This window comes from Streptomyces pseudovenezuelae, from assembly GCF_001513955.1.
In the GTDB taxonomy this organism is placed as follows: Bacteria; Actinomycetota; Actinomycetes; order Streptomycetales; family Streptomycetaceae; genus Streptomyces; species Streptomyces pseudovenezuelae.
Genome location: NZ_KQ948144.1, coordinates 190,209 through 211,656, shown reverse-complemented (window position 1 = coordinate 211,656; position 21,448 = coordinate 190,209). Strand labels below are relative to the sequence as shown.

Here is a 21,448-nt window from a genome sequence, read left to right as displayed (position 1 = left end):
CTGTCGCCCGGACGCGCATGCTGACGGTCCGAATGATGTACGGCGATCCGGAGCACCCTCCCGCGTCGGGTAGAGTTGTGCAGGTCAGCAGGCGCCGCTAGCTCAGTTGGTTAGAGCAGCTGACTCTTAATCAGCGGGTCCGGGGTTCGAGTCCCTGGCGGCGCACAGACACCGAAGGCCCTCCGTGAAAACGGGGGGCCTTCGTCATGGAGCCCAGCGGTCCCCACGCCGAAGCGGCCGGGGGTCCGGGGGTTGCCCCCGGGAAGACACAGCATCAGCGGGTCCGGGGTTCGAGTCCCTGGCGGCGCACAGACACCGAAGGCCCTCCGCGAAAACGGGGGGCCTTCGTCATGGAGCCCAGCGGTCCAGCACACCCAAGCGGCCGGGGGTCCGGGGGTTGCCCCCGGGAAGACACAGCATCAGCGGGTCCGGGGTTCGAGTCCCTGGCGGCGCACAGACACCGAAGGCCCTCCGTGAAAACGGGGGGCCTTCGTCATGGAGCCCAGTGGTTCACCACGCCGGAACCGCTTCCTGCGTGACGGGGCGTGAACCAGGCCGAGCCGGCGGACGTACGGATGTCCGCAACCACTCCACAAGGCCCCCACAGGAGCCACAATGAACGCGTATGACCGGTAAACACCGTGTTTCGCATCTTGCGATCATGATGAGCACCGTAGAACCCTGGTTTTCAAGATGCTGCGTATACGCGGCAGTTGGGGGGCATGGAGCCGGTTGCCGGAGTTGCGGGGAAAGGGGCCCCGCTTCGGAGGATGCCGAGGGGGGCGTCTGCAACCGGAAGGTCGCTGTTACCTGTCTAATGCTGTGAAGATTGTGGTGACTGCGGCCCACCACTGATACGTCTGTGAAGGTCGAGGGGGACCGGACCGGACGTAAGGAAACGACAACACGCGGTGCTTTCGCGTGTGGGGGGATGACTCATGACGTCGACGCCGACGGGCGCCCGGCAGAACTTCGACCCGTCCGACACCACTCAGCTCAGGCTGCCTGCACATCGGACCGGCACACTGCGCCGGATAAAGAAGACACTTCCGAAGTACGACTACGAGCACTACAGCAGACTGGCCGGTCCCCTCACGCAGCCCGACCCGGGCCAGCCCTACAAGGTGCAGTACCGCTCGCTGATCTCGCAGGAGCCGCACCGCATCCGGGTCGCCCTGATGCTCGCCGCGGCCCCGCTGCTCTCGCTGGTCCTGCTGGCCTGGCTGCTCCAGCCCGAGCACTGGACCGAGCGCGACTACCCGGCCTTCTCGTGGCTGCCGGCCCTGGACATCGTCATGCTCGTCTCGATCGGCCTGATCGAGTTCTTCCGCTGCATGAACGTCCTGTCCAACGCGCACGCCACCCTGGTCGCCCGCGACCCGATCCCGGTGGTGCCCGAGACCGGCACCAGAGTGGCCTTCCTCACCTCCTTCGTGCCCGGCAAGGAGCCGCTGGAGATGGTGACGAAGACCCTGGAAGCCGCGGTGCGGATCCGCCACCGCGGCCTCATGCACGTCTGGCTCCTGGACGAGGGCGACGACCCGGCGGTCAAGGAGGTCTGCGCCCGGCTCGGTGTGCACCACTTCTCCCGCAAGGGCATCGAGAAGTGGAACCAGCCCAAGGGCCCGCACCGCGCCAGGACCAAGCACGGCAACTACAACGCCTGGCTGGACGCGCACGGCGACCAGTACGACTTCTTCGCCTCCGTGGACACCGACCACGTGCCGCTGCCCAACTACCTGGAGCGGATGCTCGGTTTCTTCCGCGACCCGGACATCGGCTTCGTGATCGGCCCGCAGGTCTACGGCAACTACGACAACTTCGTCACCAAGGCCGCCGAGTCCCAGCAGTTCCTCTTCCACGCGCTGATCCAGCGCGCCGGCAACAAGTACGGCGCCCCGATGTTCGTGGGCACCTCCAACGCCGTACGCATCAGTGCGCTGAAGCAGATCGGCGGCCTGTACGACTCGATCACCGAGGACATGGCGACCGGTTTCGAGATCCACCGCCACAAGAACCCGGCCACGGGGCGGAAATGGCGCTCGGTCTACACGCCGGACGTCCTCGCCGTCGGCGAAGGGCCCAGCGCCTGGACCGACTTCTTCACCCAGCAGATGCGCTGGTCGCGCGGGACGTACGAGACGATCCTCAAGCAGTACTGGAAGGGCTGGTACTCGCTGCCGCCGAGCAAGCTCTTCAACTACACGATGATGATCATCTTCTACCCGATGTCCGCCCTCAACTGGATCCTCGCGGCCCTGAGTTGCGCGCTGTTCCTGGGCCTGGGCGCCTCGGGTGTGAACATCGACCCGACCGTGTGGCTGATGCTCTACGGCAACGCCTCCGCGCTCCAGATCGGCCTGTACATCTGGAACCGCCGCCACAACGTCTCCCCGCACGAGCCCGAGGGCTCCGGCGGTGTCGCGGGCATGGTGATGTCGGCGCTGTCCGCCCCGCTGTACGCGAAGGCCCTGGTCGACTCGCTGCTGCGGCGCAAGAGCAAGTTCGTGGTCACGCCCAAGGGCGACTCCGCGAGCCCTGACCGGTGGTTCGCGACCTTCCGCTACCACTGGTACTTCATCGCGATCTTCGGTGGCTCGATCGGTGCCGGTGTCGCCCTGGGGCACTCGCACCCCGCGATGATCATCTGGGCGACCTTCGCCATGATGATCACCGCGACACCGATCTTCACCTGGCGGCACATGCTGCGACAGGCACGCAAGAAGCCGGCCGGCGCACCGCCCGAGGCCGTGGTTCCGGCTCAGGTCCCGGCCCAGACCTCGGCGCGGACGCCGTACCAGCCGCAGCCCGCCGCCCCGCACGCTCCGGCCCGGAAGCCGAGCTGGGCGGACTCGCACACGCACGACGAGGGCAACGACCAGACGATGCAGATCGCCCTCGGTGGACTTGGGGGACGTAAGGAATGAACGACCGTGCAGGCCGCCGCCGCGCCCGTCGACTCGCGATCGGTACGGCGGTGGTGCTCGCGCTGGCCGGGATGAACGGCCCGTGGCTGTACCGCTTCGGGACGGCGAAATACCACCAGTACAAGATCGACAAGCCCGAGTACAAAGCCGAGAACGGCAAGTGGGAGATCGTCGACTTCCCCGAGAAGTACCGGCAGAACACCATCCACGCGGCGCTGCTGCGCACCGGGAAGGTGCTGTTGGTGGCGGGCTCCGGCAACAACCAGGACAACTTCGACGCGAAGAGGTTCGACACCAGGATCTGGGACCCGGTCAAGGGCACCATCAAGAAGGTGCCGACCCCGAGCGACCTGTTCTGCACCGGGCACACCCAGCTCGCGAACGGCAATCTGCTGATCGCCGGCGGCACCAAGCGGTACGAGAAGCTCAAGGGTGACGTCACCAAGGCCGGCGGCCTGATGATCGTCCACAACGAGAACCCGGACCGTCCGATCACCCTGCCGGCGGGCACCAAGTTCACCGGCAAGGAGAACGGCAGGACGTTCGTGTCCAAGGACCCGGTCGTCGTGGAGCGGGCCACGAAGGTCTTCGACAAGACGACCGGGAAGTTCCTGCGCAACAACCCCGGGCTCGGGCGGATCTACGTCGAGGCGCAGAAGAGCGGCGCCAAGTACGAGACCGGTACGCAGGACAACTACCGGATCCAGGGTCTGACCGGGACGGACGCGCGCAACACCTACGGCATCGCGCAGAAGCTCGCGCTCGACAAGAAGGACTTCCAGGGGATCCGGGACGCCTTCGAGTTCGATCCGGTGGCCGAGAAGTACATCAAGGTCGACCCGATGAAGGAGGCCCGCTGGTATCCGACGCTCACGACCCTGAGCGACGGGAAGATCCTCAGCGTCTCCGGGCTCGACGACATCGGGCAGCTGGTCCCCGGCAAGAACGAGGTCTTCGACCCGAAGACCAGGAAGTGGACGTACCTCTCGAAGGTCCGCCAGTTCCCGACGTATCCCGCGCTGTTCCTCATGCAGAACGGCAAGGTCTTCTACTCGGGGTCGAACGCGGGGTACGGGCCGGACAACGTCGGGCGGGTGCCGGGGATCTGGGACGTGGACACCAACAAGTTCACCAAGATCCCGGGGCTCAGCGACGCCGACAGGATGGAGACCTCCGGGACCGTGCTACTGCCTCCGGCGCAGGACGAGAAGTTCATGGTGATCGGGGGCGGCGGGGTCGGCGAGTCCAAGCTGTCCAGCAACCGGACGCGGATCGTGGACATGAAGGCGGACAGCCCGAAGTTCGTGGACGGGCCGACGCTGGAGAAGGGGACGCGGTATCCGCAGGCGTCGATCCTTCCCGACGACACCGTGCTGGTGTCCGGCGGGTCGGAGGACTATCGCGGGCGCGGTGACTCCAACATCCATCAGGCCCGGCTGTACCACCCGGACACCAACACCTTCGAGTCGGTGGCCGATCCGCTGGTGGGGCGCAACTACCACTCCGGGTCGCTGCTGCTGCCGGACGGGCGGGTGATGTTCTTCGGGTCGGACTCGTTGTACGGGGACAAGGCGAACACCAAGCCGGGTGTCTTCGAGCAGCGGATCGAGATCTACACGCCGCCCTACCTGTACCGGGACTCCCGGCCCTCGCTGTCCGGGGGGCCGCAGACGATCGCCCGGGGGGCCTCGGGGACGTTCACCTCTCCGCAGGCTTCCGTGATCAAGAAGGTGCGCTTGATCCGGCCCAGTGCGTCGACTCATGTGACCGATGTGGATCAGCGGTCCGTCGAGCTGAAGTTCACGGTGTCCGGGGACAAGGTGAAGGTGACCGTGCCGGAGAACAAGAACCTGGTGCAGTCGGGGTGGTACATGCTGTTCGTCGACGACGACCAGGGGACGCCGAGCAAGGCTCAGTGGGTTCGGGTGCCGTAGCGCTCCCGCAGGTCGCCCTTCGGGTGCGGGAGCGCTGCGGCTTGTCGCGCGGTTCCCCGCACCCTGGGGCGTGTCCCGTCACATCGCACCGTGCCGGTGGTCAGGCGGTGAACATCGTCATGATGGCGGCAATCCTTCCGTCGCGGACGGTGATGACGTCGATCCCGCGGACGGCGGGCCTGCCGGGCGGACCGAAGGCCCAGGCGAGTGCTCCGGTGCGGGGGCCGGCGTAGCGCCGACCGTCCTCGGTGAACTCGAAGTCGGCGGGGGCGTCGGCAAGAAGAGCGGCGGCCTTGTCCGCGATGGCGTCGCGTCCGGTGGTGGCGCCCTCCGGATCGGTGAAGACGACGTCCTCGGTGTAGATGCGGTCGATGGCCGCGCGGCGGGTTGCGGCGTCGCGGTTGCCGAAGACTTCGTGCAGGTTGGCCGCGAGCAGGTCGGTCACGTTGCGCATGGGGCCTTCAAGGGTGTCCGGAGCGGCAGGGGCGACCGGCCGGCTCGGCAGAGCTCGGCAGGCCGTCCCGTGCGCTCGTGTCAGGTGTGTGGAGGGGGATGGGCGGCTGTGGTGCTGGTCAGATCTGGCTTGCGCCGCCGTCGACGTATATCTCGGCACCGGTCATGTAGCTGCTGGCCTCACCGGCGAGGAAGAGGACCGTCTCGGCGATCTCCTCCGGGCGGCCGAGACGCTGCATGGGGACGCCGGCGGCGAGGCCCTCAAGCAGCTGTTCGGCAGCCTCGGGGGTGCCCGCGAGACCGCTGAGGCCGGGCGTCTCGATCGGGCCGGGGGCGATGCTGTTGACGCGGATGCCGCGGGTGACGAGTTCCGCCGCCCAGCTGCGGGTCAGGGAGCGCAGCGCGGCCTTGGTCGCGGCGTAGACGCTGAACGAGGCAGCGCCCTTGGTGTCGATGTTGGAACTGGTCAGGATGACCGACGCGCCCGGGCGGAGCAGCGGGAGCGCCTTCTGCACGGTGAACAGGGTGCCCGCGACGTTGGTGTTGAAGGTGTCGGCGTAGTGGTCCCAGGTGATGTCGGGCAGGGCCGCGAACTCTCCGCCGCCCGCGTTGGCGAAGACGATGTCGAGGCTGCCGTGCCGCTGGATCTGGTCGAAGAGGCGGTCGAGGTCGCCGAGGTCGGCGACATCGGCTCGTACTCCCTTGGCGCGGTCGCCGATGGAGGCCACCGCCTCGTCGAGCGCCTGCTGCCGGCGGCCGGTGAGGAAGACCTGGGCGCCTTCCGCAGCGAGCCGTCGTGCGGCGGCCAGGCCGATGCCGGACGTGGCACCGGTGACGAGGGCGGTCTTGCCGTCGAGCTGACCCATGAGGGGTTCTCCATTTCTGTACCGCTCGGTACTCAAGTCGTTCATCCGTGGAGAACCGCGACACCGGGGCAGCTATTCCGTACCGCTCGGTTAAAATTTCGGGAGCCGACACAGGAGGGCTTCATGGCGGTACGCGGCAGACCCCGCGGCTTCGACGTGGAGGCCGCGCTGGACCGTGCGGTGGAGGTCTTCTGGCGCCAGGGCTACGACGGCGCGTCGCTCACCGACCTCACCGAGGCGATGGGCATCAACCGCACGAGCATGTACGCGGCGTTCGGCAACAAGGAGCAGCTCTTCCACCGCGCCGTCGCCCGCTACGCCGAGGCGGACATGGCCTACGCCCGCGAGGCTCTCGCGGAGCCGACCGCCTATGCGGTCATCCAATCCTTCCTCCGTGCCAACGCCGACGCACTCACCCGCCCCGACCGCCCCTCCGGATGCCTGTCCGTGCAGGGCGGCCTGGCCGAGGGCGGAGACAGCGGCCGCATCGCCCGGTTCCTGGCCGACAGCCGCCTCGCCGGCGAGCACGCCCTCGCGCAGCGTCTGGCCCGCGCCGTCGAGGAGGGCGACCTGCCCGCGGGGACCGACCCGCACGCCCTTGCCCGCTATGTCATGGTCGTCAGCGAAGGCAATGCCGTACACGCGGCCGCCGGCGCGACCCGTGCGGCCCTCCACACCACCGTCGACATCGCCCTGCAGGCGGTGCCCCGGCCGCACGCACAGGTGAGCGCCTGACTTGTACGACGGAGAGCGGGACGGGGTGGTGTGCGAGCGCCATGCCGACGGACGGACACCTCCGAGCAACTGACCGAGACGTCGGAGCGATGCAGCCTAGGTGCCCGAACCCCGCGCCAGCTTCAACGCGTAGTCGGCCCACCATTGGCCCGCCTTCGGGCCGCCCTTGCATTCGCCGTCCGACTCTCCTGGGCGTTTGACCCAGAGGTAGGCGTCCACCAGCGGGTCCGCCGTCTTTATGGTCGGCGTCTCCCCCAGCGCCCTGCCCGGCGGGTTGCACCAGCGTTCGTTCTCGTCGCCGTCCTTGTACGGGCCGTTGCCGTTGCGGCTGGTGTCGATGACGAAGTGTTTGTTGCCGACCTTCGCGGAGAGCTGCTTGCCGTAGGTGATGGAGTCCTTGGTGGAGTAGAAGTTGGAGACGTTCACCGAGAAGCCGTCGGCCTTGGCGACGCCCGCCCACTTCAGGGGTTCGAAGATCTGGTCGGGGTGGCCCCAGCCCGCGTTGCCCGCGTCCAGGTAGACCTTCGTGTTCTTCAGGGACTTGAGCTTCTCGACGGCGCCGGTGAGCAGGTCGTAGCGCTCCTCGTGGAACTCGTCCTTGGTGCAGCCGTCGACCAGGTGCAGGACGGCGTCCGGTTCGAGGATCACCGTCGCCGAGCGGTCGCCGATGCCGGCGGCCACACCGTCGATCCAGGTCCGGTAGGCGTTGCCGTCGGCGGCACCGCCCTGGGAGTACTGGCCGCAGTCGCGGTGCGGGATGTTGTAGAGCACGAGAAGGGCCGTACGGCCGGCCTTGTCCGCGGCCTCGGTGAAGCCGCGCGCCTCCTGCTCCGGGTTCTCCGGGCCGATCCACTCGCCGGTCGGCTGCTGGGCGATCTTGCGGATCTGTCCGGCCTCGTCGTCCTTGCCGCTCTTCCGGTACGCCGCGACCTGCTTGGCCGCGTTGCCGTCCGGGTTGACCCAGAACGGGTCGGCCTCCTTGGGCTGCTGGGTGATCCCGGCGCCGGCCTTGTCGCCGTCGCCCTCCTGCTTCGGATCCTCCGACGACGAACACGCGGCGAGCAGCAGTGCCGCCCCCAGCACCGCCGCGGACGCCCGTGCGCGGGCTGCCGTCGTGGCCCCCCTGCTGACGTACATCCAATTCCCCCCTGGGTGCACTGTGGCAAGTCTCAATCGTGACACACCGCTCGCGCCGCCCACGAGCTCGCCGGAGCCTTGTCCAGGAGCTGTTACAGCCTGGAAGGTCGGGGTAGGGGCGCGCCGTACGGGGGCGCTCGTCGATGGAGGAGAGTGCTCAGCGATGCGGTACGCCACCAGGGAGATCCGGCTGGCCTCGGCACTGGTGGAGGCCGCGGACACCCTCGTCGAGGGCTTCGAGGCCACCCGGTACTTACAACGGGTCTCCGACCACTGCGTGGAACTGCTCGACGCGCGGGCGGCGGGGGTGATGCTCATCGACGGCGGCCGGTCGGTGTCGCTGGCCGCCAGCAGCCGGCACGAGCAGGTGGCGCTGGATCTGCTGGAGGCGCAGCACGGCGGCGGTCCCTGCCTGGACAGCTACGGCTCGGGACAGCCCGTACCGCCGGTCTCCATACGGGTCGCCCACGCGGCCGCCCGCTGGCCCGACTTCACCGAAAGGGCCCTGCGGCACGACATCGTGACCACGTTCGCGGTCCCGCTGCGCCGCAGCGAGAGCCTGCTGGGCGCCCTCAACGTGTTCGCGCCCACGCTGCCCGACACCTCCCCGGCCGGCGACGTCACCTCCGAGCTCCATGTCGCCCAGGCCCTCGCCGACGCCGCCGCCCTCGGTCTGCAGAACCGTCACACCTACGCCCGCTACCGCACCCTGTCCGGTCAGCTGCAGGAGGCCCTGTCCAGCAGGGTCCGCATCGAGCAGGCGAAGGGGATGCTCGCCGAGCGCTGGAGCGTCCCCGCCGACCAGGCGTTCATCGCGCTGCGGCAGTACGCCCGACGCCACCGGCTGCCCCTGGACCGGGTGGCGAGCGCGGTCATCGAGGGTGCCGCGGACGACGCCGAACTGCGCCGGGAGACCGGCCCGAGCGCCGACGGGCCCGCGTAGCACACTGGACCACCAGGGCGTATGACGGAGAGCCACAGCACGGGACTTGGCGTCCATCAGCCTCTAGGCCGGGGCGCTCATCCGTTCTAGAGTCTTCTCATACGGTTACGGCCCCAGCCCCTGGCCGCAGTGATCACCACCGAGCCTCCAGGCCTCCCGCGCCGTCGCCGGGTTACTCCCGCAGCCCGCGCGCGTGCGGTCGAGGACCAGCCCGGTCGGCGGCTTCGGGGGGAGCGGGTCGCCGACCGGGCCAGGTGACGGCCAGGGGAGCCCTACAGGCCGGTGCCGGTCAGATACGCCGAGACGATCACGTTCGCCGTGTAGCTGCGGCTCGCCCGGTCGAAGGTGCCGCCGCAGGTGATCAGGCGCAGTTCGGCGCGGCCCGGCCGGCGCGGGCCGTAGGCCTGGTGGGCGTCGAAGCCCGCGCGGTCGAGGACGCGCACGTCGTCGACGGTGAACTCGGCGACCCTGCCGTCGTCACGGATCACCCGGACCGTCTCGCCCGGTCTCAGGGTGCCGAGCCGGTGGAAGACAGCGGGCCGGGTCTCGGTGTCGACGTGGCCCACCATCAGCGCGGTCCCGGCGGCCCCGGGTTTCGCGCCGGCCGCGTACCAGCCGACGACACCGGGCTGGTCGAAGGGCGGTGGGTCGAGGGCGCCCCGGCCGTCCAGACCGCGGGCCACCACGGGCGCCTGCACCTTGAGGTCCGGGATGTCGAGGCGCTGCGGCCGCGCTCCCGTCAGGGGCCGTGCGGCGGGCGGCAGTTCGACGGCCCCGGGCGGGCGCCCGACCGCGGCCAGGTCACCGGTGACCGGCGCGGACGTGCCGTGCCGTACGTCCGTGACCTGGCACCCCCACAGCCACAGCCCTAGCAGCAGCACGGCCCAGGTCACGCCGGTCAGCAGCCGTCCGGTCCCGGAGGTGTGGCCGCCGAGGGCGGGGACGCCGTCCTGGTCGAGGAAGCGGTCGGACATCGCCGGTCAGTCCGTCCGGCAACTCCGGCGGCTGCGGCGCAGCACCACGGCCACCGCCGCGACCCCGGCGAGCACCAGGCCCGTCACCGCGTGCCCGGTTCCGGGCGCGACGGCGTGGGGCTCCATGGCGGAGAGATGGGTGGCGGTCCAGCCGCCACCGGCGTCGACGGGGGCGGCCGGGGTCGCCGGGGCCGTGCCGCCCTGCGCCGCCGCGACGGTGATCCTGCCCTTGACCTCCAGGTCGGCGCAGGTGATCCGCACGTCGTAGGGGCCGGGCTCGACCGAGGAGCGGACACGGGTCTCGCCGGCGAGACTGCCGCCGGCCCCGGTCAGCCGGGCGTCCGCGACGAACGCGGCCGAGGCGGCGGTGGCCGTCCGGCCCGCGCAGCCGGTCACCCGGAGCGTGAGATCGGCGCCGGGGGCGGGGGTCGACGGGGTCACCGACACACCGTCGCCGTCCGCCGCCTGGGCCGCCTGGGCCGCCTGGGCCGCCTGCGCGGCCGGGGCGAGGGCGGCGACGGCCAGGACCGCGGTACAGAGAGTGAGGCGTAGTGAACCCATCGTGAACCTCCAGATATCTGGAGAGTCCCCCGGGGACCCCGGGCCCGCATCCCGGGGAGCCGCCGCGTTGCTCCGTTCGGGTGCGGTCGGCTCTCAGATGCGGTCGACGAGGTCCGCGATCGAGTCCACGACCTTCGAGGGCCGGTACGGGAAGTCCTCGACCTGCTCGGGCCGGGTCAGGCCGGTGAGCACCAGGAAGGTCTGCATGCCGGCCTCCATGCCGGCCAGGACGTCGGTGTCCATGCGGTCGCCGATCATCGCGCTGGTCTCGGAGTGCGCGCCGATGGTGTTGAGGCCGGTGCGCATCATCAGCGGGTTGGGCTTGCCCGCGAAGTACGGCTGCTTGCCGGTCGCCTTGGTGATCAGGGCCGCGACGGCACCGGTGGCGGGCAGCGCGCCCTCCGCCGAGGGCCCGGTCTCGTCGGGGTTGGTGCAGATGAAACGGGCGCCGTCGTTGATGAGCCGGACCGCCTTGGTCATGGCCTCGAAGGAGTAGGTGCGGGTCTCGCCGAGGACGACGTAGTCCGGCTCGTGGTCGGTGAGGATGTAGCCGATGTCGTGCAGGGCGGTGGTCAGACCCGCCTCGCCGATGACGTACGCCGTCCCCTCGGGCCGCTGGTCGTCCAGGAACTGCGCGGTGGCCAGGGCGGAGGTCCAGATGTTCTCGATCGGGACGTCCAGGCCCATGCGGCGCAGGCGGGCGTGCAGGTCACGCGGGGTGTAGATGGAGTTGTTGGTCAGCACCAGGAAGGGCTTGCCGGACTCACGGAGCTTCTTGAGGAAGGCGTCGGCGCCGGGGATCGGTACGCCCTCGTGGATGAGTACACCGTCCATGTCGGTGAGCCACGAATCGATGGGCCTGCGGTCTGCCATGTGCGGGATCTCCTGCCGTACGCGTGTACGCCGTGCTGCGTCGGCCCCAGCCTAGACAGTGGCCGGATCTTGGGGGAATGGCCGGTTGGGGGCAGGTCCGGGAAGGTCTGGGGTCAGCGGCGGCCGCGGGCCCGGAGGATCGCGCCCGCCGTGACCAGGAGGAGGGCTACGGTCGCGAGGGCGGCGGCGGCCGCGGCGGGGCCGGTGCTGGCGAGTTCCTCGGCCGCGTCCGTGAAGGGCAGGCCGTCCGGGGTGGGGGTGGGGGTGGTGTCGGACGTCGGGTTCGCGGCGGAGCCGATGCCGAAGCGGTAGTCGTTGGACTGCCCCACCCAGTCGCCGTCGTCGCCGTGCCGCTGGACGACGGCCGCGTTGGCGGTGACCTCGTTCGGTACGGCGTCTTCGGCGACCGCGAGCCGTACCTTCACGGTGACGGTCTTTCCGGGGCCGACGGTGAGCCCGGCGCCGCCGAACGCCCCGACGAGTTCGTCCTCGTCGGTGGACTCGAACCGGACGGGGTGGGTGCGGGTGCCGTCGTAGAACTCCAGGCGGGGCTGCGCGGGCTTCAGGGCGTGGCGCTCGTCGACCAGGACGACGACGGGGTGGACCCCGGCACAGGTGTGCGGGGTCGTGTTGACGAGGTCCAGGTACCAGGTGGCGAAGCCGCCACCGGCCTCGTAGACGGCGGGGCCGCCATGGATACGGGTGGTGAGCGGGAAGGTCCGGCCGGCGGGGTCGCAGGACGGGCCGCCGGGGCCGGCTGTCGCCGGGGGCGCGGACATCAGGGCGGCTGCCGCCGCGAGGCCGAGAAGGGTGGGCGCATGACCGTGCACATACCGTCGCATGAACACATGACCATGCCGGGCGGGACGAACCACCGGGCGATGCCGCTCCGCACGCCTCTCGAAGTCCCCTCGATCAGCGGACGCGGGGCACGGCCGCCCCGCCGCACGCGCCTACCGCTTGCGGAGCTGAGCGAGCCGTGCCGTCCGACGGCGGAACCCCACACGCGCGACAGCCCGGCGAAGGCCGCCCACCGCATACCGCTGCGGCTTGCCACACCCGACCTGCCCGAGAGAGTCCCCCCAGCCTTCACCGGACGTAGGGCCCCGAGCCGCTCAGCCACGCAGGCCCGAGACCGACCAGCCGGGGCCGTTCGGGCAGTTCACCTGCGCCGGACCGCACCCCACCGCATGAAGACATCCCAGCGCGCTACTCCCGGTCCGCCCGCCCCCGGCCCGGAGCGGCCCACGCCGTACCCGCTCGGCCGCCCGGGCCAGACACCGACCGGCCGGGGCCGTTCGGGCAGTTCACCTGCGCCGGACCGCACCCCACCGCACGAGGACATCCCGGCGAGCCACGCCCAACCTGCCCGAAACTCGGACCCCAGACAGTCCCGACCAGCCCCCACCGCACGTAGGGCCCCGAGCGGCCCCCGCCCCACCCGCTCGGGGACGCAGGCCCGAGACCGACCCGCCGGGACCATTCGGGCCGGTCGCCTACGCCGGACCGCACCCCACCGCGCGAAAGCGTCCCGGCGCGCCACAACCGACCCGCCCGGCCACAGCCCGAACAGCCCACGGCGTACCCGCTCAGCCGCCCCGGCCGGTGCCGTTCGGGCGGAGCGCCAACGCTTGACCGCCTCCCGCCGCATGGAAGCGCCCCGGCCCGAAACAGCCCCCACCGGACGTAGGCGCCCGCAGCAGCCCACCCCGTGCCCACTCGCCCACGCGCACCGCGCACCCCGCACCGCGCACCGCACACCCACCAGCCGGAGCCATTCGAGCGGAGCGCCTGCGCCCAATCGCGCAGTCCGTCAGGCGTCGGCGCGGCCGAAGAGTGGGGACAGGACGAGTTGGGCCGCGCCCTCGGCAACCTCGTCGGGTGCGGTGCGGACGGGGATCGGTGGCTCGCCGGTGTGCCGGGCGCGTGCGTCGAGGACGGCTTCGACGCCTCGCAGGAACGGGTCCGGGGCGCCGGTGACGGTGCGGCCGCCCAGCAGGACCAGGTCGATGTCGAGCAGGGCGACGAGGTTGCCGGCCGCGATGCCGAGGACCCGTGCCGCCTCGGCGAGGTCGCCGCGGGCCACCGCCGCCAGGCACAGCGCCTCGACGCAGCCCCGGTCGCCGCAGCCGCAGGGCGGCCCGTCGAGCTGGACGACCTGGTGTCCGAACTCCCCGGCCCCGGTCCGGGCACCCCGGTGCACGGTCCCGCCGATGACGAGCCCGGCACCGAGCCCCGTACCGAGGTGCAGATACGCGAACGACCCGCGCTCCCCCGCGACCGCCAGCCCGAGCGCGGCCGCGTTGGTGTCCTTGTCGACCGCGACGGGCACCCCGAGCCGCCGCGCGAGCGCGTCCCGCAGGGGGAAGCCGTCCCACTCGGGGAAACCGGTGACGCGGTGCAGCACGCCCCGGGTGTGGTCGAGGGGGCCGGGGAGGGCGACGCCGACCCCGAGGAGGGCGGAGAGGGAGCCGGCAGCGAGCTGCGGCGCGGCGGGCCCGGTGCCGCTCACCCCCGTCACCAGTGCCTCGGCCTCCCCGGCGACCGCCGCCACGACGGCCTCCGCACCCGCCCCCAGGTCCAGCGCGGCACGTCGTTCGCCCACCACCGTCCCCGCGAGATCCACCAGCACCGTGCGCAGCGCGTCCCGGTCCAGGTGGATGCCGACCGCGTGCCCCGCCGCGGGTACGAGGCGCAGGACGGTCCGTGGCTTGCCGCCCGTCGAGGCCCGGTGTCCCGCTTCCACCGCGAGGCCCGCCTCCCGCAGCCGTCCGGTGATCTTGCTGACGGCCTGCGGGGTCAGCCCGGTCCGCTCGGCGAGCTCCAGTCGGCTGATTCCCCCGGCACCCGCGCCCCGCAGCAGGTCGAGCACGAGCGCGGTGTTGTGGCTGCGCGGGGCCAGGAGGTTGACGCCGCCGTTCGTCCTGTTCACGCCTGCCATTCTCCGTCACGCTTGCACTTTGGCAACACCGTTGCGAAAGTGGAGGGCATGACTGCTGCTGACCTCCGCGTGGGCCTCGTCGGCTACGGCCTCGCGGGCTCCGTCTTCCACGCCCCGCTGATCGCCGCCACCGAGGGCCTGACCCTCGACACCGTGGTGACCTCGAACCCCGAGCGGCGGGAACAGGCCCGCGCCGAGTTCCCGGACGTCCGTACGGTCGCGGGCACCGACGAGCTGTTCGCCCGCGCCGGCGACCTGGACCTGATCGTCATCGCGTCCCCCAACAAGACGCACGTCCCGCTCGCCGGCGCCGCCCTGGAGGCCGGCCTCCCGGTCGTGGTCGACAAGCCGATCGCCGGCACCGCGGCCGAGGCCCGCGAGCTCGCCGCCCGCGCCGAGGAGCGCGGCCTGCTCCTGTCCGTCTTCCAGAACCGGCGCTGGGACAACGACTTCCTGACCCTGCGCCACCTCCTCGACGAGGGCGAACTGGGCGACGTATGGCGCTTCGAGTCCCGTTTCGAGCGGTGGCGGCCGCAGCCCAAGGGCGGCTGGCGCGAGTCCGGCGACCCGGAAGAGATCGGAGGTCTGCTCTACGACCTCGGCAGCCATGTCGTCGACCAGGCCCTGACCCTGTTCGGGCCCGCCGCCTCCGTGTACGCCGAGGCGGACGTCCGCCGCCCGGGCGCCGAGATCGACGACGACACGTTCCTCGCGATCACCCACGCGAGCGGCGTCCGCTCCCACCTCTACGTCTCCGCAACCACCGCCCAACTCGGCCCCCGTTTCCGGGTGCTGGGCTCCAAGGCGGGCTATGTGAAGTACGGCCTGGACCCGCAGGAGGCGGCCCTGCGGGAGGGCGAGCGTCCCGGCACCGCGGCCGACTGGGGTCGCGAGCCGGAGGAACTGTGGGGCCGGCTGGGCGCGGGAGAGTCCCCCGTGACGGGCGGCGGCAGTCCCGTCCCCACCCTCCCCGGCGACTACCCCGCTTACTATGCGGCCGTGGCCAGGGCCCTTTCCGGCGACGGCACCAACCCGGTGACCGCGCTGGAGGCGGCCGCCGCCCTCGACGTACTGGAGGCGGCGCGCCGTTCGGCCCGCGACGGAGTGGCGGTGCAGCTGTGACGCACAACACCGGGCTGACCCCGAAGTTCCAGCCGGAACTCACCCCTCCCCTGGAGGAGCTGGAGGCGCAGGAACGCCGCCTGGTCTTCCGGCAGTTCACGTACGAGGACGCGTGGGCGCTGGGCTCCCTGCTGGTGGAGATGGCCAGGGAGCGGCAGGCTCCGGTGGCCGTCGACATCCACCGCGGCGGCCAGCAGCTCTTCCACGCGGCCCTGCCGGGTTCCACCCCGGACAACGACGCCTGGATCGACCGCAAGCGCCGGGTCGTGGAGCGTTACGGCGCCGCCTCGTACCTGGTCGGCGCCCGCTTCCGCGCCAAGGGCAGCACCTTCGAGGAGTCCTCGCGCCTGGACCCGGACGCGTACGCGGCCCACGGCGGCTCCTTCCCCATCACGGTGGAGGGCGTGGGTGTGGTCGGCACGGTGACCGTCTCGGGCCTGCCCCAGCTCCACGACCACCGTTTCGTGGTCGAGGCGCTGGAGGAGTTCTTGGACAAGAGCCTTCCGCGGAACAGGGATTAGCGCCGGGCCCTGGCGCGTTGGCACCTGCCATGAAGGAGACCATCGGAAAGTACGGCATCTGGAACGGCGGCGGGCTGCGCGGGGAGGACCCCTCCCTGCGGGGCGAACGCGCCGAGGCCGCCGCCGAGCTGGAGGAACTCGGGTTCGGCGCGATCTGGCTGGGCGGCAGCAGTTCGGCCGCCAACGCCGCCCCGCTGCTTGAGGCGACGTCCCGGATCGTCGTCGGCACCAGCATCCAGAGCATCTGGGACCACGAGGCCAAGGCCGCCGCCGCGAGCTTCACCGACCTGAACGCCGCCCACGCCGGCCGCTTCGCCCTGGGCCTGGGCGTCAGCCACGCCAAGCTCGCCGAGCAGTACCGGCGCCCGTACTCGGCGCTGGTGGCCTACCTGGACGCCCTGGACGAGGCGGGCGTCCCGGCCGAGGGCCGCGCCCTGGCCGCGCTGGGCCCGAGGACCGTCGAGCTGGCCCGGGACCGCGCGGCGGGCTCGATCCCGTACCTGATCACCGCGGACCAGACGGCACGCTCCCGGGAACTCCTTGGCGAGGGGCCCCTGTTGGCCCCGGAGCTGAAGGTCGTCCTGGAGTCCGACCCCGCGCGGGCCCGGACCCTGGCCCGCGGCTCCCTGGCCGTCTACCTGGGCCTGCCCAACTACACCAACAACTTCCTCCGCAACGGCTTCACGGAGGACGACCTGAAGGACGGCGGCAGCGACCGCCTGGTCGACGCGGTTTTCGCCTGGGGCACGGACGACAGGATCCGCGCCCGCGTCGACGAGTTCATCGAGGCGGGCGCGGACCACGTGGCCCTGCAGATCGTGGACGGCGCCCCGCGCCACAGCCTTCCGAGGGAGGCCTGGCGCACGCTCGCATCTCTACTGGGGTGAGGTACGGCCTTCAGGGGCGCGGGGAACTGCGCGACAAGCCACATCGGAGTCGCACCCGCCGAACAACGCGCAGTCCCGGGTTCTCCCAGCGGAGCGTCTACGCGTCCTTGAACTCCTGCCGCTGACGCCCGAGCCCCGAGATCTCCAGCTCCACCACGTCCCCGGCCCGCAGATAGGGCTTGGGCTCGGGCTCCCCCATCGCGACCCCGGCCGGCGTGCCCGTGTTGATCACGTCCCCGGGGTACAGGGTCATGAACTGGCTGACGTACCGCACCACTTCACCGACGGGGAAGATCTGCTCGGCGGTCGTGCCGTTCTGCTTCTGCTCTCCGTTGACCCACAGCCGCAGGGACAGGCTCTGCGGATCGGGAACCTCGTCCGCGGTCACCAGCCAGGGCCCCAGGGGATTGAAGGTCTCGCAGTTCTTCCCCTTGTCCCACGTCCCGCCGCGCTCGATCTGGAACTCCCGCTCGGACACGTCGTGCGCCACCGCGTATCCGGCGACATGGGCCAGCCCCTCCTCGGGGGACGCCAGATACCGGGCCGTACGCCCGATCACGACCGCCAGCTCGACCTCCCAGTCGGTCTTCACCGACCGGCGGGGGACCAGCACGGTGTCGTACGGTCCGACGACGGTGTCCGCGGCCTTGAAGAAGATCACCGGCTCGGCGGGCGGCTCGGCCCCCGTCTCGCGCGCGTGGTCGTGGTAGTTCAGCCCGATGCAGACGATCTTCCCGATCCGGGCGACCGGCGGCCCGACGCGGAGCCCCGTGGCGTCCAGCGCGGGCAGGTCCCCGGCCTCCGCGGCCGCGCGGACCCGGCCGAGTGCCGCGTCGTCGGCGAGCAGCGTCCCGTCGATGTCGTCCACGACACCGGACAGGTCCCGCAGGACCCCGTCGGCGTCGAGCAGCGCGGGCGTCTCCGTTCCCGCCGTACCGACTCGCAGCAACTTCATGATCACAATCTCCCTCGATCGCGGGGCGTCCCCCGACGGGTGCAGCCATCGGATGACTGGTCGATCCTCCAAGCTGGGCGTCCGGTCCGCAATACCCGGTTCACGGACTGGACCGGTCAGCGGTAGAGGGCGGCCCGCTCGACCGCGGCCCACGTCGAACTGGTCACCACGTACAGCGCGGCGGCCAGGGGCACCACCGCCACGGTGAAGAGGGTGAAGAAGGACATGAAGGGCATGAGCCTGCTCACCGCACCGACCCCGGGCACCGCCTCCGCGCCCGGGCCCGCGGGGGCACCCGGCACGACCGGGTTGGCGGCCATCATCCGCTTCGTACGGCGGAAGTTGAAGGTCGCGACGGCGGCGACCACGACGAACAGCCCGGCGTAGACGAGTCCGGCGCCGCCGAACACCCCACCGTCGCCGAGGGCGTCCGCCCAGCGGCCGCCGAGCGGTGCGGTGAACAGCTCGTGGCTGAGCAGTTCGTTCGCCTTCCCGCCGATCGTCGTGTTGGAGAAGAGGTGGTAGAGCAGGAAGAACGCGGGGAGCTGGAACAGTCCGGGCAGACATCCGGACAGCGGTGAGACCTTCTCCTCGGCGTGCAGGGCCATCACCGCCTTCTGCAGCTTCTCGGGGTCGCCCTTGTGCCTGCCGCGCAGCTCGGCGATCTTCGGCTGGAGCCTGGTGCGGGCCTTCTGGCCACGGGCGGCGGCGCGGGACAGGGGGTGCACGAGCAGTCGTACGAAAGCGGTGAACAGGACGATCGCGGCGGCGGCCGCGGTGGCGCCGAAGAGAGGGTGCAGCAGGTCGGCGAGGTGTTGGACCAGATCAGCGAAGACGGACATGGGTGAGCCCTCCGGGGGTCTCGTCGTGCCGGAAGAGAGAAGGCGGCATGACGACCCGCGCGGGGGTGTCCGTACAGGAGTGAGCCCCTACGCGGCGGTCGCCGGGAGGGCGTGACCGGGCGCTCGGGGGCGGGGGCGGCCCTTGGCGTCGGGGTCGCGTTGCGCGAGGAAGGCCGTACGGCGGGCTCGGTCGCGGATGGCGGTACGGACCCGGGTGGGCGGTACGGCGGGCGCGCAGCGCGAGGCGATCAGCGAGCAGGCGGCGAGCGCGGAGCCGGCCGCGGCGGTGGCGGCGAGCGCGACGGCGGCGGAGAGGCTGCCGGCGTCGAGGAGGACGACATCGAGGAGGAGCAGGAGCAGCACGGCGGCGGGACGCGGTGTCGTCCAGTTGCGCATCACGGCCACTCCCCCTCTCGCTGCGGTCCTCCCCCGGTTATACCTGATCGACCACGATCGGCTGAAGGAGCCTCCGGGGCTGGAGCAGCGCCCGGCTGACCGGGTCGGCCGGGTCCGGGTCGAGTCCGGGGCCAGGCGCCATGAGGACGTCCTCGACCGGTACGACGGTCGCGCAGGCGGGGCATTCGCCGTAGGAGCCGAGTTCGGTGCCGCACTCGGCGTGGTGGAAGGTGCGCAGCGCGCTCTCGCCGTGGTGCTCGCGGCCCCAGCGGCCGAGGGCGCGCAGGGCGGGCCACAGGGCGATGCCGCGGTCGGTGGCGACGTACTCGTCGCGCGGCGGGGACTCCTGGTAGCGGCGCTTCTCCAGGATCCCCTCCTCGGTGAGCATCTGGAGGCGGGTGGCGAGGACCGCGCGCGGGATGCCGAGGTGGACAAGGAAGTCGTTGTAGCGCCGGACGCCGTAGAGGGCGTCGCGGACGACGAGCAGGGTCCAGCGCTCGCCGACGATCTCCAGCGCGCGGGCGATCGAGCATTCCTGTGTCGCGTAGTCCTTGCCCAGTGCCATGACGCCCACTGTAACCATTTTCCGGCCGTGGGTTCAATGACAGAACCTACTCTGCTACGGTTTTTGGCATGCCAAGGTTCAATGAACGAACTCTCACTGAGGTGAACGCCGCCGAGGCTCCCCAGGCGTCTCCCGCGCACTCCACCGCCACGCTCACCCTGACCAGCGCCGCCACCGCCGTGGCCCTCATGACGTACACCGCGCCGATGGTCACGCTCCCCGACGTCGCCGCCGACCTGCACACCCCGCTGTCCGCCCAGGCCTGGCTCCTGAACGGCACCCCGCTCGGCCTCGCCGCCCTCCTCCTGGTCGCCGGCAGCCTCGCCGACGACTACGGCCGCCGCCGGATCTTCGTCGCGGGCACCCTGGCGCTCGGCCTCACCACGGCCCTCGGCGCCCTGACCTCGTCCACCTGGCTGTTCACGCTGGCCCGGATCGCCCAGGGCGCGGCCAGCGCGGCACTCCTCGCGAGCAGCCTCGGCCTGATCGTCCACGCCTTCCCCTCACCCAGGGGCCGCCTGCACGCGACCGGCGTGTGGGGCGCGTTCGTGAGCGGCGGCATCGCGGTCGGCCCGCTGCTGAGCGGCGCGATGCCGAACTGGAGAGTGTCCTACGGCGTCCTCGGCGCCGCCGCCGTGCTCGTGGCCGCCCTGTCCGCCCGCTTCCTTTCGGAGTCCCGGGCCCCGCGCGGCGGCCGCCCCGATCTCGCCGGCGCGGTGACCTTCGGGCTCGCCCTGGTCGCCCTGGTCGCGGCCCTGACGCTGGGCCGGGACGGCTGGCTTCGGGCACCGGTCGGCCTGTTGCTGCTGGCGTTCGTGGTCCTGCTCGCCGGGTTCGCCGCGGTGGAGCGCCGCTCGGCCACCCCCATGATCGACCTGGGCCTGCTGCGCCACCGCCGTTTCCTCGCCTCCTCCTCCAGCGGCCTGTTCACGGGGCTCGCGGTGATCGGCCTGTTCAGCTTCCTCCCGGCCCTCCTCCAGCAGACCGTCGGCCTGTCCGCGATGGACACCGCCTGGCTCTTCCTCCTCTGGTCCGGCCTGTCCTTCGCGGTCGCCCTCCAGGTCCGGCGCCTGGCGGGCCGGGTACCGCCGCGCTGGCAACTCGCGATCGGCTTCCTCCTTCACGCGGCGGGCGTACTGACCATGCTGGGCTCGCTCGACGCGGGTTCCTGGGTACGGCTGCTGCCGGGCCTGGTGATCGCCGGCATCGGCAGCGGCCTGCTCAACGCGGCGCTCCCGCTGCTCGCCGTGGAGTCCGTCCCGGCGGCACGGGCGGCGATGGGCTCGGGCGCCCAGCAGACCTTCCGCTACATCGGCTCCTGCGCCGGAGTCGCTCTGACCATCGCGATCGCCACCTCCTGCGGCGGCGGCCTCGCCCACGGCGCGGACATCGCGATGCTGGTGTCAGCGGGCCTCGCGCTGGTGGCGGCCGCGAGCGTGGTGGGGCTGCGGGAACGGTGAGGTCGAGGTCGTGTAGGCGGGTGCGGGGTGGGGGCTGCGGGCTGCGGGGACGGTTAGGTCGTCTAGGTGGGCGCGGGGTGGGGACTGCGGGGACGGTGACGTCACCGACGCGGGGTGGGGACTGCGGGAACGGTCACGCCGTCGGCGCGGGCGCGAGGCCGGGACGACGGGAACCCTGACGCCGCCGACGCGGCCACGGAGTGGGGACTGCGGGAACGGTTACGCCGCCGAGGCGGGCGCGAGGCCGGGACTGCGAGAACAGTGACGCCGCCGACACGGGCGCGGGGCGGGGACTGCGGGAACGGACCCGCCGCCGACGCGAGCGCGAGGCCGGGACGACGGGAACCCTGACGCCG

20 protein-coding genes and 1 tRNA gene are annotated in these 21,448 nt (G+C 71.5%); 9 read left to right on the top strand and 12 right to left on the bottom strand.

What is annotated here, in order from left to right:
- Positions 1–91: 91 nt before the first annotated feature.
- From AQI94_RS00920 to glxA, 3 genes are all read left to right on the top strand, one after another.
- Positions 92–165 (top strand) — tRNA-Lys (locus AQI94_RS00920).
- Between the two features lie 773 nt (positions 166–938).
- Positions 939–2,927 carry a glycosyltransferase family 2 protein gene (locus AQI94_RS00915; protein WP_031049551.1) on the top strand — a complete coding sequence of 663 codons (1,989 nt, stop codon included), beginning with the start codon at positions 939–941 and terminating at the stop codon, positions 2,925–2,927.
- Positions 2,924–4,861 carry a radical copper oxidase GlxA gene (gene glxA, locus AQI94_RS00910; protein ID WP_031049547.1) on the top strand — a complete coding sequence of 646 codons (1,938 nt, stop codon included), beginning with the start codon at positions 2,924–2,926 and terminating at the stop codon, positions 4,859–4,861. The genes AQI94_RS00915 and glxA overlap by 4 nt, the downstream gene beginning before the upstream one ends.
- A 100-nt stretch (positions 4,862–4,961) precedes the next feature.
- Here the strand turns inward: glxA and AQI94_RS00905 are convergent, their stop codons facing one another.
- Both AQI94_RS00905 and AQI94_RS00900 read right to left on the bottom strand, forming a co-directional pair.
- Positions 4,962–5,315, bottom strand: a complete 354-nt coding sequence (locus tag AQI94_RS00905; RefSeq protein WP_031049545.1) for a nuclear transport factor 2 family protein — start codon at positions 5,313–5,315, stop codon at positions 4,962–4,964.
- Between the two features lie 118 nt (positions 5,316–5,433).
- Positions 5,434–6,180: an SDR family NAD(P)-dependent oxidoreductase gene (locus tag AQI94_RS00900; RefSeq protein WP_031049542.1), complete on the bottom strand. Its 747-nt coding sequence runs from the start codon at positions 6,178–6,180 to the stop codon at positions 5,434–5,436.
- 123 nt (positions 6,181–6,303) lie between these two features.
- Between AQI94_RS00900 and AQI94_RS00895 the strand changes: the two genes are divergently transcribed.
- Positions 6,304–6,915, top strand: coding sequence for a TetR/AcrR family transcriptional regulator (locus AQI94_RS00895; protein WP_031049540.1), 612 nt, complete (start codon positions 6,304–6,306; stop codon positions 6,913–6,915).
- 96 nt (positions 6,916–7,011) lie between these two features.
- Here the strand turns inward: AQI94_RS00895 and AQI94_RS00890 are convergent, their stop codons facing one another.
- Positions 7,012–8,052 carry a glycoside hydrolase family 6 protein gene (locus tag AQI94_RS00890; RefSeq protein WP_031049537.1) on the bottom strand — a complete coding sequence of 347 codons (1,041 nt, stop codon included), beginning with the start codon at positions 8,050–8,052 and terminating at the stop codon, positions 7,012–7,014.
- Positions 8,053–8,215: 163 nt separating this feature from the next.
- Between AQI94_RS00890 and AQI94_RS00885 the strand changes: the two genes are divergently transcribed.
- Entirely contained in the window at positions 8,216–8,995 is a 780-nt protein-coding gene (locus tag AQI94_RS00885; protein ID WP_031049535.1) for a GAF and ANTAR domain-containing protein, read from the top strand.
- Between the two features lie 272 nt (positions 8,996–9,267).
- Here AQI94_RS00885 and AQI94_RS00880 read toward each other — a convergent pair whose 3' ends face one another.
- The 5 genes from AQI94_RS00880 to AQI94_RS00860 all read right to left on the bottom strand — a co-directional run bounded on the left by AQI94_RS00880 (position 9,268) and on the right by AQI94_RS00860 (position 14,344).
- On the bottom strand, positions 9,268–9,969 hold the full coding sequence (locus tag AQI94_RS00880) for a class F sortase (protein ID WP_031049532.1): 702 nt from the start codon (positions 9,967–9,969) through the stop codon (positions 9,268–9,270).
- Between the two features lie 6 nt (positions 9,970–9,975).
- Positions 9,976–10,530, bottom strand: coding sequence for a hypothetical protein (locus AQI94_RS00875; protein ID WP_062229526.1), 555 nt, complete (start codon positions 10,528–10,530; stop codon positions 9,976–9,978).
- 93 nt (positions 10,531–10,623) lie between these two features.
- Positions 10,624–11,403 carry an HAD-IIA family hydrolase gene (locus tag AQI94_RS00870; protein ID WP_031049199.1) on the bottom strand — a complete coding sequence of 260 codons (780 nt, stop codon included), beginning with the start codon at positions 11,401–11,403 and terminating at the stop codon, positions 10,624–10,626.
- A 113-nt stretch (positions 11,404–11,516) separates the two neighbouring features.
- The gene (locus tag AQI94_RS00865; RefSeq protein ID WP_031049200.1) at positions 11,517–12,245 is read right to left on the bottom strand and encodes a hypothetical protein; all 729 of its coding nucleotides are present in this window, start codon (positions 12,243–12,245) and stop codon (positions 11,517–11,519) included.
- Between the two features lie 971 nt (positions 12,246–13,216).
- Entirely contained in the window at positions 13,217–14,344 is a 1,128-nt protein-coding gene (locus tag AQI94_RS00860) for an ROK family transcriptional regulator (protein ID WP_031049201.1), read from the bottom strand.
- Positions 14,345–14,392: 48 nt separating this feature from the next.
- On the opposite strand from AQI94_RS00860, the gene AQI94_RS00855 reads away from it, so the two are divergent.
- Genes AQI94_RS00855 through AQI94_RS00845 form a run of 3 tightly spaced genes read left to right on the top strand, consistent with a single transcriptional unit; the run spans position 14,393 to position 16,874 of the window.
- Complete coding sequence (locus AQI94_RS00855; protein ID WP_031049202.1) at positions 14,393–15,466, top strand: Gfo/Idh/MocA family oxidoreductase; 1,074 nt, start codon at positions 14,393–14,395, stop codon at positions 15,464–15,466.
- The gene (locus AQI94_RS00850; protein ID WP_031049203.1) at positions 15,463–15,987 is read left to right on the top strand and encodes a heme-degrading domain-containing protein; all 525 of its coding nucleotides are present in this window, start codon (positions 15,463–15,465) and stop codon (positions 15,985–15,987) included. The genes AQI94_RS00855 and AQI94_RS00850 overlap by 4 nt, the downstream gene beginning before the upstream one ends.
- A gap of 29 nt (positions 15,988–16,016) precedes the next feature.
- On the top strand, positions 16,017–16,874 hold the full coding sequence (locus AQI94_RS00845) for an LLM class F420-dependent oxidoreductase (RefSeq protein ID WP_031049205.1): 858 nt from the start codon (positions 16,017–16,019) through the stop codon (positions 16,872–16,874).
- A gap of 97 nt (positions 16,875–16,971) precedes the next feature.
- On the opposite strand, the gene AQI94_RS00840 is transcribed toward AQI94_RS00845, so the two are convergent.
- The 4 genes from AQI94_RS00840 to AQI94_RS00825 all read right to left on the bottom strand — a co-directional run bounded on the left by AQI94_RS00840 (position 16,972) and on the right by AQI94_RS00825 (position 19,632).
- The gene (locus tag AQI94_RS00840; protein WP_031049207.1) at positions 16,972–17,829 is read right to left on the bottom strand and encodes a fumarylacetoacetate hydrolase family protein; all 858 of its coding nucleotides are present in this window, start codon (positions 17,827–17,829) and stop codon (positions 16,972–16,974) included.
- Between the two features lie 116 nt (positions 17,830–17,945).
- Complete coding sequence (locus tag AQI94_RS00835; protein WP_031049210.1) at positions 17,946–18,671, bottom strand: YidC/Oxa1 family membrane protein insertase; 726 nt, start codon at positions 18,669–18,671, stop codon at positions 17,946–17,948.
- Between the two features lie 87 nt (positions 18,672–18,758).
- Positions 18,759–19,067: a DUF6412 domain-containing protein gene (locus AQI94_RS00830; RefSeq protein ID WP_404817872.1), complete on the bottom strand. Its 309-nt coding sequence runs from the start codon at positions 19,065–19,067 to the stop codon at positions 18,759–18,761.
- Between the two features lie 37 nt (positions 19,068–19,104).
- Entirely contained in the window at positions 19,105–19,632 is a 528-nt protein-coding gene (locus tag AQI94_RS00825; protein WP_031049214.1) for a winged helix-turn-helix transcriptional regulator, read from the bottom strand.
- Between the two features lie 68 nt (positions 19,633–19,700).
- Between AQI94_RS00825 and AQI94_RS00820 the strand changes: the two genes are divergently transcribed.
- The gene (locus AQI94_RS00820; protein WP_031049215.1) at positions 19,701–21,092 is read left to right on the top strand and encodes an MFS transporter; all 1,392 of its coding nucleotides are present in this window, start codon (positions 19,701–19,703) and stop codon (positions 21,090–21,092) included.
- Positions 21,093–21,448 lie beyond the last annotated feature (356 nt).